This is a genomic window from Sulfitobacter sp. F26169L (genome assembly GCF_026410285.1).
GTDB lineage: Bacteria > Pseudomonadota > Alphaproteobacteria > Rhodobacterales > Rhodobacteraceae > Sulfitobacter.
The window spans coordinates 79,886-94,981 of the sequence record NZ_JAPMLP010000002.1 but is presented as its reverse complement, the minus strand read 5'-3'; the positions used below and the strand labels follow the sequence as shown (position 1 = coordinate 94,981).

Annotated in this window: 15 protein-coding genes; 9 read left to right on the top strand and 6 right to left on the bottom strand. The window is 56.9% G+C overall.

The window, feature by feature from the left end; translation table 11 throughout:
* Positions 1-9 precede the first annotated feature (9 nt).
* Entirely contained in the window at positions 10-3,042 is a 3,033-nt protein-coding gene (locus tag OS189_RS04780) for a DNA translocase FtsK (RefSeq protein ID WP_267166150.1), read from the top strand.
* A gap of 200 nt (positions 3,043-3,242) precedes the next feature.
* On the top strand, positions 3,243-3,842 hold the full coding sequence (locus OS189_RS04775) for a LolA family protein (protein ID WP_267166149.1): 600 nt from the start codon (positions 3,243-3,245) through the stop codon (positions 3,840-3,842).
* 3 nt (positions 3,843-3,845) lie between these two features.
* On the opposite strand, the gene OS189_RS04770 is transcribed toward OS189_RS04775, so the two are convergent.
* The 3 genes from OS189_RS04770 to OS189_RS04760 all read right to left on the bottom strand — a co-directional run bounded on the left by OS189_RS04770 (position 3,846) and on the right by OS189_RS04760 (position 5,736).
* Positions 3,846-4,199 (bottom strand): VOC family protein, encoded by a 354-nt coding sequence (locus tag OS189_RS04770; protein ID WP_267166148.1) that lies wholly within the window; start codon positions 4,197-4,199, stop codon positions 3,846-3,848.
* Positions 4,196-4,780, bottom strand: a complete 585-nt coding sequence (locus OS189_RS04765) for a transglycosylase SLT domain-containing protein (protein WP_267166147.1) — start codon at positions 4,778-4,780, stop codon at positions 4,196-4,198. Before OS189_RS04765 ends, OS189_RS04770 begins: the two co-directional genes overlap by 4 nt.
* A gap of 74 nt (positions 4,781-4,854) precedes the next feature.
* Positions 4,855-5,736: an AEC family transporter gene (locus OS189_RS04760; protein ID WP_267166146.1), complete on the bottom strand. Its 882-nt coding sequence runs from the start codon at positions 5,734-5,736 to the stop codon at positions 4,855-4,857.
* A gap of 84 nt (positions 5,737-5,820) precedes the next feature.
* Between OS189_RS04760 and hspQ the strand changes: the two genes are divergently transcribed.
* Positions 5,821-6,147 (top strand): heat shock protein HspQ, encoded by a 327-nt coding sequence (gene hspQ, locus OS189_RS04755; RefSeq protein WP_025064227.1) that lies wholly within the window; start codon positions 5,821-5,823, stop codon positions 6,145-6,147.
* Positions 6,148-6,183: 36 nt separating this feature from the next.
* Here hspQ and OS189_RS04750 read toward each other — a convergent pair whose 3' ends face one another.
* The 3 genes from OS189_RS04750 to OS189_RS04740 form a co-directional block, all read right to left on the bottom strand.
* Positions 6,184-7,761, bottom strand: a complete 1,578-nt coding sequence (locus OS189_RS04750; protein WP_267166145.1) for a gamma-glutamyltransferase family protein — start codon at positions 7,759-7,761, stop codon at positions 6,184-6,186.
* A 257-nt stretch (positions 7,762-8,018) separates the two neighbouring features.
* Entirely contained in the window at positions 8,019-8,465 is a 447-nt protein-coding gene (locus OS189_RS04745) for an ATP-binding protein (protein ID WP_267166144.1), read from the bottom strand.
* Positions 8,466-8,489: 24 nt separating this feature from the next.
* Complete coding sequence (locus OS189_RS04740; protein WP_267166143.1) at positions 8,490-8,828, bottom strand: STAS domain-containing protein; 339 nt, start codon at positions 8,826-8,828, stop codon at positions 8,490-8,492.
* An 89-nt stretch (positions 8,829-8,917) separates the two neighbouring features.
* Between OS189_RS04740 and OS189_RS04735 the strand changes: the two genes are divergently transcribed.
* The 6 genes from OS189_RS04735 to OS189_RS04710 all read left to right on the top strand — a co-directional run bounded on the left by OS189_RS04735 (position 8,918) and on the right by OS189_RS04710 (position 15,095).
* On the top strand, positions 8,918-10,090 hold the full coding sequence (locus tag OS189_RS04735) for a thiolase family protein (protein WP_267166142.1): 1,173 nt from the start codon (positions 8,918-8,920) through the stop codon (positions 10,088-10,090).
* An 83-nt stretch (positions 10,091-10,173) separates the two neighbouring features.
* Positions 10,174-10,632, top strand: a complete 459-nt coding sequence (msrC, locus tag OS189_RS04730) for a free L-methionine (R)-S-oxide reductase MsrC (protein ID WP_267166141.1) — start codon at positions 10,174-10,176, stop codon at positions 10,630-10,632.
* Positions 10,633-10,729: 97 nt separating this feature from the next.
* Positions 10,730-11,302, top strand: coding sequence for a helix-turn-helix domain-containing protein (locus OS189_RS04725; protein WP_267166140.1), 573 nt, complete (start codon positions 10,730-10,732; stop codon positions 11,300-11,302).
* 69 nt (positions 11,303-11,371) lie between these two features.
* Positions 11,372-11,752: a GFA family protein gene (locus tag OS189_RS04720; protein WP_267166530.1), complete on the top strand. Its 381-nt coding sequence runs from the start codon at positions 11,372-11,374 to the stop codon at positions 11,750-11,752.
* Entirely contained in the window at positions 11,749-14,196 is a 2,448-nt protein-coding gene (locus OS189_RS04715) for a GcvT family protein (protein ID WP_267166139.1), read from the top strand. Before OS189_RS04720 ends, OS189_RS04715 begins: the two co-directional genes overlap by 4 nt.
* Positions 14,193-15,095, top strand: a complete 903-nt coding sequence (locus OS189_RS04710) for a homocysteine S-methyltransferase family protein (RefSeq protein ID WP_267166138.1) — start codon at positions 14,193-14,195, stop codon at positions 15,093-15,095. The genes OS189_RS04715 and OS189_RS04710 overlap by 4 nt, the downstream gene beginning before the upstream one ends.
* Position 15,096 lies beyond the last annotated feature (1 nt).

The following is a 15,096-nucleotide window of genomic DNA, read 5'->3' as shown; positions in this document are numbered from 1 at the left end:
GGACGGGTTATGGCATATCAGACGCGGCAGCGCGAACCACTTCTAGACAGCAACATGACAGAGGCGCTGGAAAAGCGGGGCAAGGAATTGCTGGGCGTTGTGCTGATTGTGCTGGGCGTGATGGCTGCGCTGATGATCGGCAGCTATACGCCTGATGATCCCAACTGGATGCTGGCCACCGAGGCGCCTGCGCAAAACATGCTGGGCCGGATGGGGGCGTCCCTCGCGGCACCGCTGTTTATGATTGTTGGCTGGGGCGCATGGGGTCTGGCGATTGTGCTGCTTGTCTGGGGGGGGCGTTTTGCGCTGCACCGTGGACAGGAGCGCGCGATGGGCCGTCTGATTTTTGCACCGATTGCGATGGCGCTTGGCGCAATTTATGCCGCAACCCTGACGCCTGATGCGCAGTGGCTGGAAACGCACAGCTTTGGCTTGGGTGGTTTGTTCGGGGATACAGTGATGGGGTTGATCCTGACAATTCTGCCGATCGGGTCGACCTTTGCTGTGAAACTAATGTCGCTGTTGATGGGGCTGGGTATTCTTGCGCTTGGCGCTTTTGTACTGGGCTGCACATACGACGAGCTTTCCCGCTTTGGCCGCTTTTTGCTGGTTGGAACCATCATGGCCTATGCCACACTGATGAATTTGTTGGGTCGTGGCGCGTCGGGCGCAGTTGGTGCAGCCCAAGGACTGCAAGCCAAACAGGCAGAGCGCCGCGAACAACGCCGCGCCGAGGCTGCCGAAGCGGCGGCCTATGTGGCCGAGCAAGCGCGCGCCGAAGCACAGGTTGCACCCGCGGCGGCCCGTGCCCCCAGAATTATCGCCAGCCGCGCGGCCCCCGCACCTGCGCCGGAAACCGTGCAGGATTACGCACCCGAACCGGAACAGACCGCCGAAGCAAAAGCAGGGCTGCTTGCGCGGATGCCAGGGCTGATCAAACGCCCTGATGTCATGCCGGAACCGGAACTGGTTGATCAGTATCAGGATGTTGTGCTGGAGGATGCGCCTGATGCCGACAGGATCAAAACGAAAATCTCGGACGTGATCAAAAACCGTGTGCGGAGCGCCAACGCAATCCACGTTCCCGCAACAGCGCCGCTGACGCGTGGACGCGGGCGCGGGCCTGATCCGCTGCTGCTGAACACAACCCGCGCGGAGCCGCCCCTGACCGCAAAGGCAAAAAGCCAGAGCCTGCCGCCGGAACCGCCGCTCAGCGCACCGGCGCGCGCAATTCCGACAGCGCCCCCCGCGCCAGAGTTTGCGCAGCCTGCACCGATGGAAAGTTATGATGCGCTGACAGAGCCTTACGCGCCCGACGAAGTGAATATCTTTGTCGAGCCGGAAGTTGTTGAGGAAGCCTTGCCAGAACCACCAGCGCCAAAACCCGTGGCCGCTGCTGCACCGCAAATTCCGGTGGCCGAGCCAAAGCGCGTTGTGATGCCGATGATGCGCAAGCCCGTACCGCAAAGCAAACAGGCCCAAGCCGAGGCACAGCCGGTTTTGTCATTCGAAGACAGCCACCCGGGGTTCGAGCTTCCGCCGCTGAGCTTGCTGGAATCTGCGGATGATGTGCCGCGCCTGCATCTGAGCGATGAAGCGCTGGAAGAAAATGCACGGATGCTTGAGACAGTTCTGGATGACTACGGCGTCAAGGGCGAGATCGTCGCCGTGCGCCCCGGTCCAGTTGTGACCATGTACGAGCTTGAGCCTGCTCCCGGTTTGAAAGCCAGCCGTGTGATCGGTTTGGCCGATGATATCGCGCGCTCTATGGCGGCTTTGTCTGCCCGTGTTTCCACAGTACCTGGCCGAAGCGTGATCGGGATCGAACTGCCCAATGAAAACCGCGAAAAGGTTGTCTTGCGCGAAATCCTCAGCAGTCGCGATTTCGGCGATGGCAACCAGAACCTGCCGCTTGCACTGGGTAAGGATATCGGCGGCGAACCTGTGGTCGCCAACCTTGCCAAGATGCCCCACCTTTTGATTGCGGGTACAACCGGCTCGGGTAAATCTGTGGCGATCAACACGATGATCCTGTCGCTCTTGTACAAGCTGTCACCGGAAGAATGCCGGATGATCATGATTGACCCCAAGATGCTGGAGCTCAGCGTCTATGACGGCATCCCGCACCTGCTTTCGCCTGTTGTGACCGACCCGAAGAAGGCGCTTGTCGCGCTCAAATGGACCGTGGGCGAGATGGAAGACCGTTATCGCAAGATGTCCAAGATGGGTGTGCGCAACATCGAAGGCTATAACGGCCGCGTTCGTGAAGCGCTGGAAAAAGGCGAGATGTTCAGCCGGACTGTACAGACCGGCTTTGATGACGATACCGGCGAACCGATCTTCGAGACGGAAGAAAACACACCTGAAAAGCTGCCCTACATCGTCGTGATTGTAGACGAGATGGCTGATCTGATGATGGTTGCCGGCAAGGAAATCGAAGCCTGCATCCAGCGTCTGGCGCAGATGGCACGCGCATCGGGAATTCACCTGATTATGGCGACACAGCGCCCCTCGGTGGATGTTATCACTGGTACGATCAAGGCCAACTTCCCAACGCGGATATCCTTTCAGGTAACCAGCAAGATCGACAGCCGCACTATTCTTGGCGAGATGGGCGCCGAGCAGTTGCTGGGCATGGGCGACATGTTGTATATGGCGGGCGGTTCCAAAATTGTCCGCTGTCACGGCCCGTTCGTCAGCGACGAGGAGGTCGAAGAGATTGTTAACCACCTCAAGCAATTCGGCGAGCCTGACTATGTCTCCGGCGTGGTCGAAGGGCCGCCAGAGGGCAAGGAAGCCGATATTGACACGGTGCTGGGTCTGAATACGGGCGGCAACACAGACGGCGAGGACGCCCTGTATGACACGGCCGTGGCGATTGTGACGAAAGATCGCAAATGCTCCACCTCTTATATCCAGCGCAAACTGGCGATCGGCTATAACAAAGCTGCCCGTCTGGTTGAGCAAATGGAGGATGAAGGCCTTGTTTCTCCGGCCAACCATGTTGGTAAACGCGAAATACTTGTGCCGGAACAGGGTTAACCTCACCTCTTCCCGCACCCTCGTGAAGCGGTTCTCCTTCTCAGAGGGGAGCCGTTTTTTATTGGAAAAGCCGGCATTTTATCGCTGGTCGGCGGGGAATTTTGCGAACATCCCGCCAATGCGCGCAGTTGATATCGCATATCAACACAGGCAAGCCTATGTTGAGAGCAATGCAGTATCTAAGAATACAGGAACAACATATGCGAATTCTGAAAATCATCACGCTTGGCGTTGCCTTTGCTGTTGCCGCGACCGTTGCAAGCGCAGAGAAACTGCCACTGGGTAGCATCAGCAATTATCTGAACGGGATGACGACCGCAAAAGGGGAGTTCACCCAAATCAACAGCGATGGAACAATTTCTACTGGAACGATTTACATAAAACGCCCGGGTCGTGTGCGGTTTGAATACAATGCGCCGGATACGGGGCTGGTAGTGGCGGGATCAAATACAGTTGTTATTTATGATACCAAATCAAATCAGCCACCGGAAACCTATCCTCTGTCGCGAACCCCTCTTTCGATCATTCTGGCGCGTAACGTGAACCTTAATCAGGCAAAGATGGTGACGGGCCATTCCTATGACGGCACGGCAACCACGGTTACGGCCCAAGATCCCGAAAACCCGCAATACGGCAATATCCAGATGAAATTTACAGGCCCCAGCCCCGAATTGCGCCAGTGGATCATCAATGATGGCAATGGCAGTCAGACCACCGTGGTTTTGGGGGAATTGAAGAAAGGCGGAAGCCTTCCGAACAGGCTTTTCGACGTGGGCAGTCCCGGGTCGATGAACCGCTAAACGTTATTCGATGTGGGTGAGTATATTCAAAACTTTTCCTTCAGGATCGACGACATAAAACCGTCGCACCCCCCACGGCTCGTCCGTGAGGGGATATTCGATTTTCAGGCCTAGATCTTGGGCGCGCTGATGAGTTGCATTTACATCGTCCACCTCAATTGACAGATCAGGCACAGGCGTACCGGACCCGCCTTCGCTGGCAATGCTGATTTGCGTGGCGGATTCGCCTTGTGATGCCAGTGTAGCGATCCAGCCGAGATCCATCACCACATCCAAATTTAGCAGATCGCGATAAAACGTGACGACCTCGGGCAGCGACTGGGTTGCAACGTTGAAAACGATTCGCCTGACTGTCACCGCAGCCGGCAGCCGGCAATCTGGTCGCGATACATGGCCGAGCGCGCGTCAACTTTGCTTGCCACACCCACTAGCCATGGTTTGCTGTTATAGCTGGCACGGCGGAACCCTGTGTGCCCTTCGTGATAGGCCAGATACTGGTTGCGCGCATCTGTCAGCGCAATGCCGTTACGGTCGCGGCTGATGTTCATGTACCAACCCATGAAATCGGTCGCATCCTTGATCTTGTTGCGCTTGGCGCCGCTGCGTCGTTCGGCCGCGCGGTATTCATCCCATGTGGCATCCAGCGCCTGACTGTAGCCATACGCGCTGGACTGACGGCCCATGGGGATCACACCCAGAACGTAGCGGAAGGGCGTACGCGCATCCGATACAAATTTGCTTTCTTGATGTATCGTGGCCATTTGTACGTGAATGGGAATTCCCCATTTCCGCTCTACAGCTTTGAACGCTTTATGATAATCGGGGCGCTGCTGAAGAATTGTACAAGCGTTATCCAGATCACGCGGAGGTGTACTGGAGGAGCCGCCACAGCTTGCCAGCAAAAGCGCGGCGATCAATGCGCGAAGGGGTGTTTTCATCTGATCTGCTCAATTTTGGTATTTTATATTTTCGTAAACCATACCTCAGGAAGCGGAGCTTTTACAGTAAAAACCTACAGCAACACTGCCAAAAGTAGCGGCAATGCGCCGATTGATATCAGCGTTGAAACCACAACCAGCCCTGCAACCGCTTGGGCATCCGCGCCATATTTTTCAGCCAGCAAATACGAGGTGACGGCAACAGGGGTGGCAATCTGCAACACCAGAACGCCGGACGCGATCCGGTCCAGATCAAAGGCAAGCGCGGCAAGCCATGCGATGGCGGTACATAACACCAGTTTGACCACCGACAGAATCACCGCACGCCCGATGCCGCGTGGCGTCAGCCGTGCCACGGCAACGCCCAGCGTGATCAACATCAGCGGAATGGCCATCTGTCCGACCAACTCCAGCGTATTGGTCAGGAATGTCGGGGTTTGCCAATCCCGCCAGAGAAAAACACCCCCCAAAAGCGTGGCCCAGACCAGCGGTTCACGCAGCACCTTGCCAAAACTTCCCGCGCCGGCAACCAGCCAAATGCCAAAGGTAAAAGTCCAGATTGCCATGATGGCAAAAACCACTACCGCATAGCTCAGCCCTTCCTGACCAAAGGCGAAAAGCGCCAGCGGCAGACCCAGATTGCCTGTGTTGCCAAAAATCATCGGCGCCAGATATGTCCGGCGGTGAAGGCCCATGACGTAAACCAGAACAGCAGCGGCCACAGTAACCCCGAGATAGGCCGCTACCGACGCCAGCGACAATGCAGTAAGGGCGGTAGGGTCGATCTGCGTCTGCATTAGCGCGGTAAAGATCAGACAGGGCACTGCCAGCGTGGTTGCCAGTTGCGTCACAAAGTTGATGCGGTATTCAAAACCCAGCTTTACCCATGCAAAGCCTAAGGAAGCCAGCAGAAACACCGGGGCGACAATTTCCAGAACCGTTAGTGTCAAGTTCACAAACTGTTTCCTCTAAATTAGCGGCATTGATTCGACAAAATGCCCTTGTTTCGGGTAGTAACCAAGAGTAGGGAGCGCATTGCTATGATACGAACACGCGCAAAATATCATTTGGGGCAGGTTGTCCGTCACAAGAAACATCCGTTTCGTGGTGTCATTTTTGATGTCGATCCCGAATTTGCCAACACTGAAGAGTGGTACGAGTCGATTCCCGAGGAAAGCCGCCCGATCAAAGGACAGCCATTCTATCATTTGCTGGCCGAAAACGATCAGAGCTATTACGTTGCCTATGTTTCGGAGCAAAACCTTGTCGCGGACTATTCAGGTGAACCGGTGGACCATCCCGACATTCCCGATCTGTTCGGTCCGTTTGAGAACGGTACCTATCCGCTTCACTTCCAATTGAACTAAGCGGGGGATGCGGCAAGCACCCCCCGTCTCGATCTATTAGCACCCTAGCGCGCAGCCGTCTTTGCGTGGGTCCGATGCACCTTCCAGAACGCCGTGCTCATGAATTTTGATGGTTTGCGCCCCACCGATTGGCGTATCAGGCACAGAAACTGCATGACCCATATCTGACAATTGTGCGCGAACCGCATCGCTGTATCCACGTTCGACCTTCAGTGTGCCACTGTCTGAAAACGCGCGGGGCGCATCAATTGCCCTTTGCGGGTCCATCCCGAAATCACGCAGGTTCGAAACAAAACGGGCATGACCGCAAGATTGATATGCGCCACCCATTACCCCGAACGGCATGACAATGCGCCCACCCTTGCGGATCATTCCGGGAATGATTGTGTGCATGGGCCGTTTACCACCCTTCAATTCGTTCGGGTGACCTTCTTTGAGGGTGAAACCTGCGCCACGGTTTTGCAAAAGCAGGCCAAATTTTTCAGACGCGATGCCAGAGCCGAAGCCGTGGAAGATCGAATAGATCAATGAAACAGACATCCCGTCGCCGTCGACCACGGTGATATAGATCGTGTCTTTGTGAACGGCCTCTGAAAGGGCCGCGGGGCTTTGCATTGCTTTGGCCGGATCAATCAGAGCGGCAAGCCGTTTTGCGGTATCCATTTCCAGCATGTAATCAGCTCGGGTCGCGTAATCTGCATCGGCAAGGAAGCGGTTGCGCGCGTCATAGGCCAGTTTGGTCGCTTCCGCCTCAATATGCACGCGCTGCGCGCCCAGTGGGTCCATGCCCGCGATGTCGAACTGGGATAGGATATTCAATATCAAAAGCGCGGTTGCGCCTTGGCCGTTTGGCGGGTGTTCGACAACTTCGATATCCTTGTAGGCGCCGGCAATCGGCGTGGTTGGCGTGCAGGCAACATTGGCAAAATCATCCGCTGTATGTGTGCCACCCGCCGCTTGAAGTGCGGCCAGCATATCGTCTGCCACTTCGCCGGTGTAAAATGCATCCCGTCCGTCTTTTGCAATGCGCCGCAGGACCTCTGCCTGTCCAGGGGCGCGGAAAATATCACCGACTCTGGGCGCTTTACCACCCATCAAGTAGTGATCACGCGCGGCCCCTTGGAGTGTCGGCGCGTCAAGTTTCCAATCGAATGCAACCCGTGGCGCAACTGGCACGCCTGTCTCCGCGTAGCGGATCGCGGGGGCCAAAATGGCATCAAGACCCAGCTTGCCCGCGGATTCTGACAGATGGCAGAACGCGTCAATCGCGCAGGGAATTGTTACAGCATGTGCTGACGTCAAAGGGACGGTCTTTTCACCCGCGTCGCGAAGCTGCGCCGCATCCAGTGCAGCAGGCGCGCGACCTGATCCGTTAAGGGCCTTAACCTCACCGCTGCCGCCCTCAGACCAGAGAACAAAGCAGTCACCGCCGATTCCCGTCATTTGTGGCTCACAAATGCCCAGCAACACAGCGCCTGCAATTGCGGCATCCATCGCATTGCCGCCGCGTGCCAGAATGTCGATTGCAGCTTTGGCCCCCAGCGGATGTGATGTGGCGCACATCCCGCCAGTTGCCAACACGGCAGATCGACCGGGGAAATGAAAATCGCGCATGATAAACCTCACTCAATCATATGTTCGGGCGAAGCCTAGAGCGTTGGCCAGCCGATGCCAACGTAATTGAAGCGGAAATATCGGGGAGAGTTAGTGCTCCGGTGTCGCGTACTGGGTGGGGGCAATTAAACGCAACACCGGAGGGAGCTATATGCAGCTACAGGTAACTGTATGCTCCCTAAGGATGGCAACAATGTGGGCAGGATCGGGCATGTGTAAGGTAATCGCGCGGCCTAACGGTGCTGGCAAACGGCAATTTATGAATCAAGCGCAAGCAGCAGGCTCAGGCGGTTTTGACCATCGGCGCGGACATAACTTATGTCTTGCGCCAACGTGTGTATCATAAACCAACCAAACCCGCCTTCGGGCATATCAAGCACAGCAACGTCAACATCCGGCGGAAGGGCCGCTGGCATCCTTCCCGCTGGCATCGAGGCACCGTGATCCAGAACGGTTAGATGCAACCCCCTGTCGCTGTAGTGGCCTTGAATTTCAATATCGCTCCGCTTGTGTGTTTTTGTAAGCGCATGCTCGACGATATTGTTCAAAATTTCAGCCAGTACCAATTCGATCGCACTGATCCGCTCCGAAGACAAGTTTAGGTTCCGGATATGGCCGAGAACCTGCAACAGTCCGTCCCTGACTGCGCATTCGCTGCCAGAGATTCTCACGGTAAAGGGAGGCGCTCGATCATCATCTGCCATAGGGCATTCCCCACAGTGAGATGCTCATCTCTGTAGCTCTGCCAGTGCGTCCTCGACTGTCGAAAAGACCCCAAAGACCGAATCCATCCGCGTGAGACGAAACACTTTATCTACTGCAGGTGTTAATCCGGCCAGTACCAGCCGCCGGTCGGGGCTGAGGTTTTTCATTGCGGCGACGATTGCGCCCAGCCCGCTGGAATCGATGAACTGCACATGGTTCAGGTTCAGCAATACCGTATCTATGCCACCTTCAGTCACATCACGCATCCGGTCTTTGAACAACAGCGCAACGGATGCATCAATCCGTTGATCCTGCACTGTAACGATCTGTAGCGCCGGTTCTTTAGAGCTGGTAAGGTCCATGATACATTCCTGCAAAGATTGCGTGCGACCCCTTGCTAAAGCCAAATGGCTAAGAAGTTGTAAGCACCCGAAACAAGGAGAATAAAAAAATGCACAAAGTAGTAATCGCAGGCGCCTCAAGAACCCCGATGGGCGGTTTTCAGGGGGCTTTCTCCGATATGACAGCTGCGCAACTGGGCGGCGCCGCAATCCGCGCAGCCCTGGATGGCATCAATCCGGCACTGGTTCAGGAAGTGCTGATGGGGTGTGTTTTGCCTGCGGGCCAAGGGCAGGCACCTGCACGGCAGGCAGGCTTTGCCGCCGGGCTGGATGACAGCGTACCGGCAACAACCCTGAACAAGATGTGCGGGTCTGGTATGAAAACCGCGATGGTCGGGTTTGACCAGATCGCCCTCGGCCAGACGGACGTAATGGTCGCTGGCGGCATGGAAAGCATGACCAACGCCCCGTATGTGCTGCCAAAAATGCGCGGTGGCGCGCGGTTGGGCCACGCGGCGGTAGTAGATCATATGTTTCTGGACGGTCTGGAAGACGCCTATGACAAAGGCCGTCTGATGGGCACATTCGCGGAAGATTGCGCCGAAACATTCCAGTTCACCCGTGAACGGCAGGACGAATATGCGCTTGCCTCGCTCAGTCGCGCGCTGGAGGCCCAGAAAAACGGTGCGTTTGCAGATGAGATTGCACCCGTAGATGTTAAATCCCGCAAAGGATCAGTTTCCGTTGCAGCAGATGAACAACCGGCAACCGCCCGTCCAGAAAAAATCCCCCAGCTAAAGCCTGCTTTCCGTGATGGCGGTACTGTCACGGCTGCAAACTCCTCTTCAATCTCCGATGGCGCGGCTGCATTGGTGCTGGCCTCGCAAGAGGCTGCCGAGGCGAATGGCATGACTATCCGCGCGCACATCATGGGCCATGCCAGCCATGCCCAGGCACCGGGGTTGTTCACAACCGCCCCTGTCCCTGCGGCCCGGAAACTACTGGACCGTTTGGGGTGGAGCAAAGAAGATGTCGATCTGTGGGAGGTGAACGAGGCATTTGCCGTTGTTCCGCTGGCTTTCATGCACGAAATGGGCCTGTCCCATGACATCGTGAATGTTAATGGCGGGGCGTGCGCATTGGGTCACCCCATCGGCGCATCCGGTACGCGGATCATGGTAACTTTGCTTAACGCGCTGGAAAAGCGCGGCCTCAAGCGTGGCATTGCCGCGATCTGTATCGGGGGTGGTGAAGGCACTGCAATCGCAATCGAGCGGGTTTAATACACGCGCAGCGCCGGACCTCATTTTTTCTATAAACTCCTCGTGGCCCTTCGGGGCCACTTTCCACATCAGCAAAGAACGCCATGCCTGTCGATTATCCCACCCTCTCGAAAACAATTGCATCCCTGACAGAAGGGGAAGACGATGTTATCTCTCTCATGGCAACCATCGCGTGCGAAGTACATCACAGTGATGAACGCTTTGACTGGACCGGCTTCTACCGTGTCACCGCGCCCGAAGTGTTAAAGATCGGCCCCTATCAAGGGGGGCACGGTTGCCTTGTGATTCCCTTCACGAGGGGTGTTTGTGGTGCCGCGGCACGCACGGGGAAGGCGCAACTGGTTGCCGATGTCGATGCGTTTCCCGGTCATATCGCCTGCGCCAGTTCAACCCGATCCGAGCTGGTGATCCCGGTCTATGGTGCGGGGCAAAGGCTGCTTGGTGTGTTTGATATCGACAGCGACCAGCCAGATGCATTCACAGCCGCAGATGCAGACGCATTATCCGGAATATTGGAAAGAACTTTCAGTACCGTGAAATAATACTGGATTTTTTCACGAACCTCTGCCACCAATTTTGCAGCACTTCCCAAAATCGCAGGTTTTGCGGCTGTCGGGTGGGCCAGGATACAGGGGTTTTATGCGTCACGATCTGCCTCAAACATCTCATACGCTGGGCGTAGATTTGCGCGCCCTGCGGCGGGCGCGGGGATTGACGCTTGCGCAAACAGCGCAGGCTTTGGGGCGCTCGGTCGGGTGGCTTAGTCAGGTAGAGCGCGATAAATCCGATCCTTCCATCACCGATCTGCGCCAGATCGCGGCGTATTTCGATGTGCCTGTCTCGATTCTCTTCCGGCACGAGGCCGCACCGGCAACAGAGGCGGGATATATCGTACGGGCCAGCGCACGCCGCGCGATCGGCTCTTCGGTGGCGGGGCTGGTCGAAGAGCTTCTCTCCCCGGATCTGAGTGACGATTTCGAGATGGTCCACTCTACCTTCTTGCCGCACAGCCGGATCAAGGACGCAGTCAAACGGCCCACCCAGGAGGTCGGCTATGTCATCACCGGCACCTTAGAGATCGAAATCGAAGGAGAGGTGTACGAGCTTAACGCGGGCGACAGTTTTCGCATTCGCGGCGAAGCGTTCCGTTGGGCCAACCGGACACCCGAACCTGCGGTTGCGATCTGGGTCATCGCCCCGCCGGTGTATTGAGGTGGGTTTTACATGGGAGGTCAAAAACATGATGTCGTACAGTTTCCCCATATTTTGCAGGATAACGTTATGCTGAAAGGATCATGTCTTTGCGGTGCCATTACATTTACGGCCGATGGCACGGCGCGTGACCCTGTCGCGTGTCACTGTACACAGTGCCGCAAGCAATCGGGTCATTATTGGGCGGCGGTTCAGGTCATGGACCATGCGCTAAACGTCACCGGCGCCCCGACTTGGTACGCCGCAAGTGACAAAGCAAAGCGCGGCTTTTGCCCCGCCTGCGGGTCGTTCCTGTTTTGGAAAGGCGTCGGCGACCCAAGCACCGGCATAGCACTCGGCGCACTCGATGGCCCTACGGGCTTGCATCTGGAGCGCCATATCTTCACCGCCGACAAAGGCGACTATTACGACATCACAGACACCGTCCCCCAACAGGAGCAACAAACATGAGTGATTTTCCAACAACTGCCCGTGTGGTCATTATCGGCGGTGGTGTCGTGGGGACATCCACACTCTACCATCTTGCAAAAGGCGGCTGGGAAGACTGTGTTTTGCTGGAAAAGAACGAACTGACAGCAGGCTCCACATGGCACGCCGCTGGCAACTGCCCGAACTTCTCCAACTCTTGGGCGGTGATGAACATGCAGCGTTTCGGGCTGGAGATGTATCGCACATTGGGGACCGATGTCGATTACCCGATGAACTATCACGTCACCGGTTCGCTGCGCCTTGCCCACAGCAAGGAGCGGATGCAGGAATTCGAGCGTGTAGCATCCATGGGGGCGTATCAGGGCCTGGAAATGGGCATGCTGACCCCTGCCGAACTAAAAGAATACCACCCCTTTCTGGAACTGCACGACCTGAAAGGTGGCATGTGGGATCCGCTGGATGGTGACATCGATCCCGCCCAGTTAACGCAAGCGCTGGCCAAAGGCGCGCGTGATGCGGGCGGGCGGATCGAACGCTTTTGTCCGATGATCGGGCTGGACCGTGACGGCGACGAATGGATTGTGAAAACCGACAAGGGCGATATCCGCGCGCAGTATGTGGTGAACTGTGCAGGCTATTACGCGCAGAGGGTGGGCGAGATGTTCAAGCCCTTCGGTGGGCGTACCGTGCCGATGGTTGTCATGTCTCACCAGTATTTCCTGACAGAACCGATTGCAGAGCTAGAAGCATGGACAAAAGAGGTGGGTCACAAAGTACCATTGGTGCGGGATGTTGATATTTCGTACTACCTGCGGCAGGATAAAAACGGCCTGAACCTTGGCCCGTACGAGCGGAACTGTAAGGCTCATTGGGTCACGCCGGATGATCCTATGCCGGAGGATTTCAGCTTCCAGCTTTACCCAGATGATCTTGAGCGTTTGGAGTTTTACATCGAAGATGCCATGGCACGGGTGCCGATCCTTGGATCTGCTGGCGTGGGGCGCAATATCAACGGGCCGATACCCTATGCGCCAGATGGTCTGCCCATGATCGGGCCAATGCCCGGCGTGAAAAACGCGTTTGAAGGCCACAGCTTTACGTTCGGAATTGCGCAGGGCGGTGGTGCAGGCAAGGTGCTGTCCGAATGGATCATGCACGGCGAAACCGAACTGGATATGTGGGCCGTCGATCCGCGCCGCTATACCGGATACGCCGATCACGATTACACACTGGCCAAGGCGCTTGAGACTTATGGCCACGAATATGCCATGCATTTCCCACACCACGAATGGCCTGCAGGGCGTGACAAAAAACTGTCGCCAGTAGATGCAAAGGTGCGCGCGCTGGGCGGGCAGATGGGCGCCTACAACGGATGGGAGCGGGCGAACTGGTTTGCAAAAGACGGCGATGACACATCAGAGGAAGCAACCCAGACCTGGGACCGCGCCGGCCCGTGGGCCGCGCGCATCGGCGAAGAGGTTGAGGCCGTGCGCGACAATGTCGGTGTGCTGGACCTGCCCGGATTTTCGCGCTTCAACCTTTCGGGACAAGGCGCTGCGGAATATCTGCGGGGTCTGATCGCAGGTGGCTTGCCAAAGGTGGGCCGCATGAACCTTGCCTATTTTGCGGACAGTCGCGGCCGTATCCTCACCGAGATGTCGATCATGCGCCATGACGAAGATTTCTTTACCCTCATCACCGCCGCATCGGCGCAATGGCATGATTTCGACGTTCTGAACAATGACCTGCCAGAGGGGCTGACCCTCACGGATCATACCGACAAATATTCGACCCTGATTGTGACAGGCCCGAAATCCCGCGCCCTGTTTGAGACGTTGGAAACGCAGGCCGATCTGTCTGCTTCATGGCTGTCCATCCAGCCCGCAACTGTGGCGGGGATCAACTGTGCGCTGGCACGGGTATCGTTTGCAGGCGAACTGGGCTGGGAAATTCATGCCGATATGAACGATATTCCGGCGCTGTATGATGCCGTGCTCGGCGCGGGCGCAACCCCCTTCGGGATGTACGCGCTGAACTCCATGCGGATGGAAAAAGGGTATCGCGCGTGGAAGGGCGATTTGTCGACGGATTATTCCTTGCTTGAGGCAGGGCTTGATCGCTGGGTCAAGCTGGACAAACCGCAGGACTTCAGAGGCAAGGCCGCGCTTGCAGCGCAGCAGGCTGAAGGCATCAAGAAACGCTTTGTCACGATGATTGTGGACGCAGGCGATCAGGATGCGCCCTATATGTCGACGGTTTATCACGGCGATGAGGTGGTTGGGGAAACCACCAGCGGTGACTGGGGCTACCGGATCGACAAGTCCATCGCGCTGGGTACCATCCGCGCCGATTTGGCCGTGGCGGGAACCGAGCTGCAGATCAACATTTTCGGCCGCATGTGCAAAGCAGTGGTTCAGCCGGACGAGCCGCTTTGGGATCCAAAGAACGAAAGACTTCGCGCATGAGCCGTATCACACTTCTGGACGGTTCTATCGGACAGGAACTGGTCAAGAGGAGTAACACTCCCGCGACCAATCTGTGGTCCACAAAAGCGATGATGGACGATTATCCAAGTTTGGGTGCACTGCATCACGATTACTTCGGTGCAGGAGCAAGTGTCGCCACGACAAATACCTATGCCATGCACCGCAGCCGCCTTGAGCGTGCTGGGCTGGGTGACCAGATACAGGAGTTGGTAGAGTTGGCCGTCGAAGTGGCAGGCGCTGCGTGCGACAGGCGTGATGACGGGCTGGTCGCAGGCTCGCTCGGCCCATTTCTGGCATCGTTCCGGCCTGACCTTGCGCCCGATGTCGGCGAAGCCGCCCGGGGGTTTGCGGAGCTTATCCGGTTTATGGGGGAGCGCGTGGATGTCCTGCTGGCCGAGACAGTTTCTTCGTTGCAGGAGGCAGAGGGCGTCTTCCAAGGCTACGCCGCCTCTGGCACGGAAAAGCCGCTTTGGATCGCGTTCTCGGTCGACGATACCGACGGGACCAAGCTGCGCTCGGGAGAGCCGCTGTTTATCGTGACGCAAATGATGGATCATTACAAACCGGCCGCAGTGCTTCTCAACTGCTCCACCCCGGAGGCGATCGCCCAAGGATTGCCGATTCTGACAGATTGCGGCTTGCCGTTCGGGGCCTACGCCAATGGGTTCACCATGATCACCGAGGGCTTCAAGCAAGACGCACCAACCGTCGACGCGTTGAGCGCGCGCACAGACCTGACGCCGCAAGTCTACGCCGACCACGTAATGAACTGGGTCAGCGCCGGTGCCACGATTGTGGGCGGCTGTTGCGAAGTGGGTCCGGCCCATATTTCCGAAATCGCCCGCCGTCTGCATGACGCGGGCCATGAGATTGTCTAGA

Excerpts from the sequence above, each read along its gene's own strand:
- OS189_RS04780 (WP_267166150.1), top strand. The coding sequence starts at position 10 with ATGGCATATCAGACGCGGCAGCGCGAACCACTTCTAGACAGCAACATG.
- OS189_RS04775 (WP_267166149.1), top strand. The coding sequence starts at position 3,243 with ATGCGAATTCTGAAAATCATCACGCTTGGCGTTGCCTTTGCTGTTGCC.
- OS189_RS04765 (WP_267166147.1), bottom strand. The coding sequence starts at position 4,780 with ATGAAAACACCCCTTCGCGCATTGATCGCCGCGCTTTTGCTGGCAAGC.
- hspQ (WP_025064227.1), top strand. The coding sequence starts at position 5,821 with ATGATACGAACACGCGCAAAATATCATTTGGGGCAGGTTGTCCGTCAC.
- OS189_RS04750 (WP_267166145.1), bottom strand. The coding sequence starts at position 7,761 with ATGCGCGATTTTCATTTCCCCGGTCGATCTGCCGTGTTGGCAACTGGC.
- OS189_RS04745 (WP_267166144.1), bottom strand. The coding sequence starts at position 8,465 with ATGGCAGATGATGATCGAGCGCCTCCCTTTACCGTGAGAATCTCTGGC.
- OS189_RS04740 (WP_267166143.1), bottom strand. The coding sequence starts at position 8,828 with ATGGACCTTACCAGCTCTAAAGAACCGGCGCTACAGATCGTTACAGTG.
- OS189_RS04735 (WP_267166142.1), top strand. The coding sequence starts at position 8,918 with ATGCACAAAGTAGTAATCGCAGGCGCCTCAAGAACCCCGATGGGCGGT.
- msrC (WP_267166141.1), top strand. The coding sequence starts at position 10,174 with ATGCCTGTCGATTATCCCACCCTCTCGAAAACAATTGCATCCCTGACA.
- OS189_RS04725 (WP_267166140.1), top strand. The coding sequence starts at position 10,730 with ATGCGTCACGATCTGCCTCAAACATCTCATACGCTGGGCGTAGATTTG.
- OS189_RS04720 (WP_267166530.1), top strand. The coding sequence starts at position 11,372 with ATGCTGAAAGGATCATGTCTTTGCGGTGCCATTACATTTACGGCCGAT.
- OS189_RS04715 (WP_267166139.1), top strand. The coding sequence starts at position 11,749 with ATGAGTGATTTTCCAACAACTGCCCGTGTGGTCATTATCGGCGGTGGT.
- OS189_RS04710 (WP_267166138.1), top strand. The coding sequence starts at position 14,193 with ATGAGCCGTATCACACTTCTGGACGGTTCTATCGGACAGGAACTGGTC.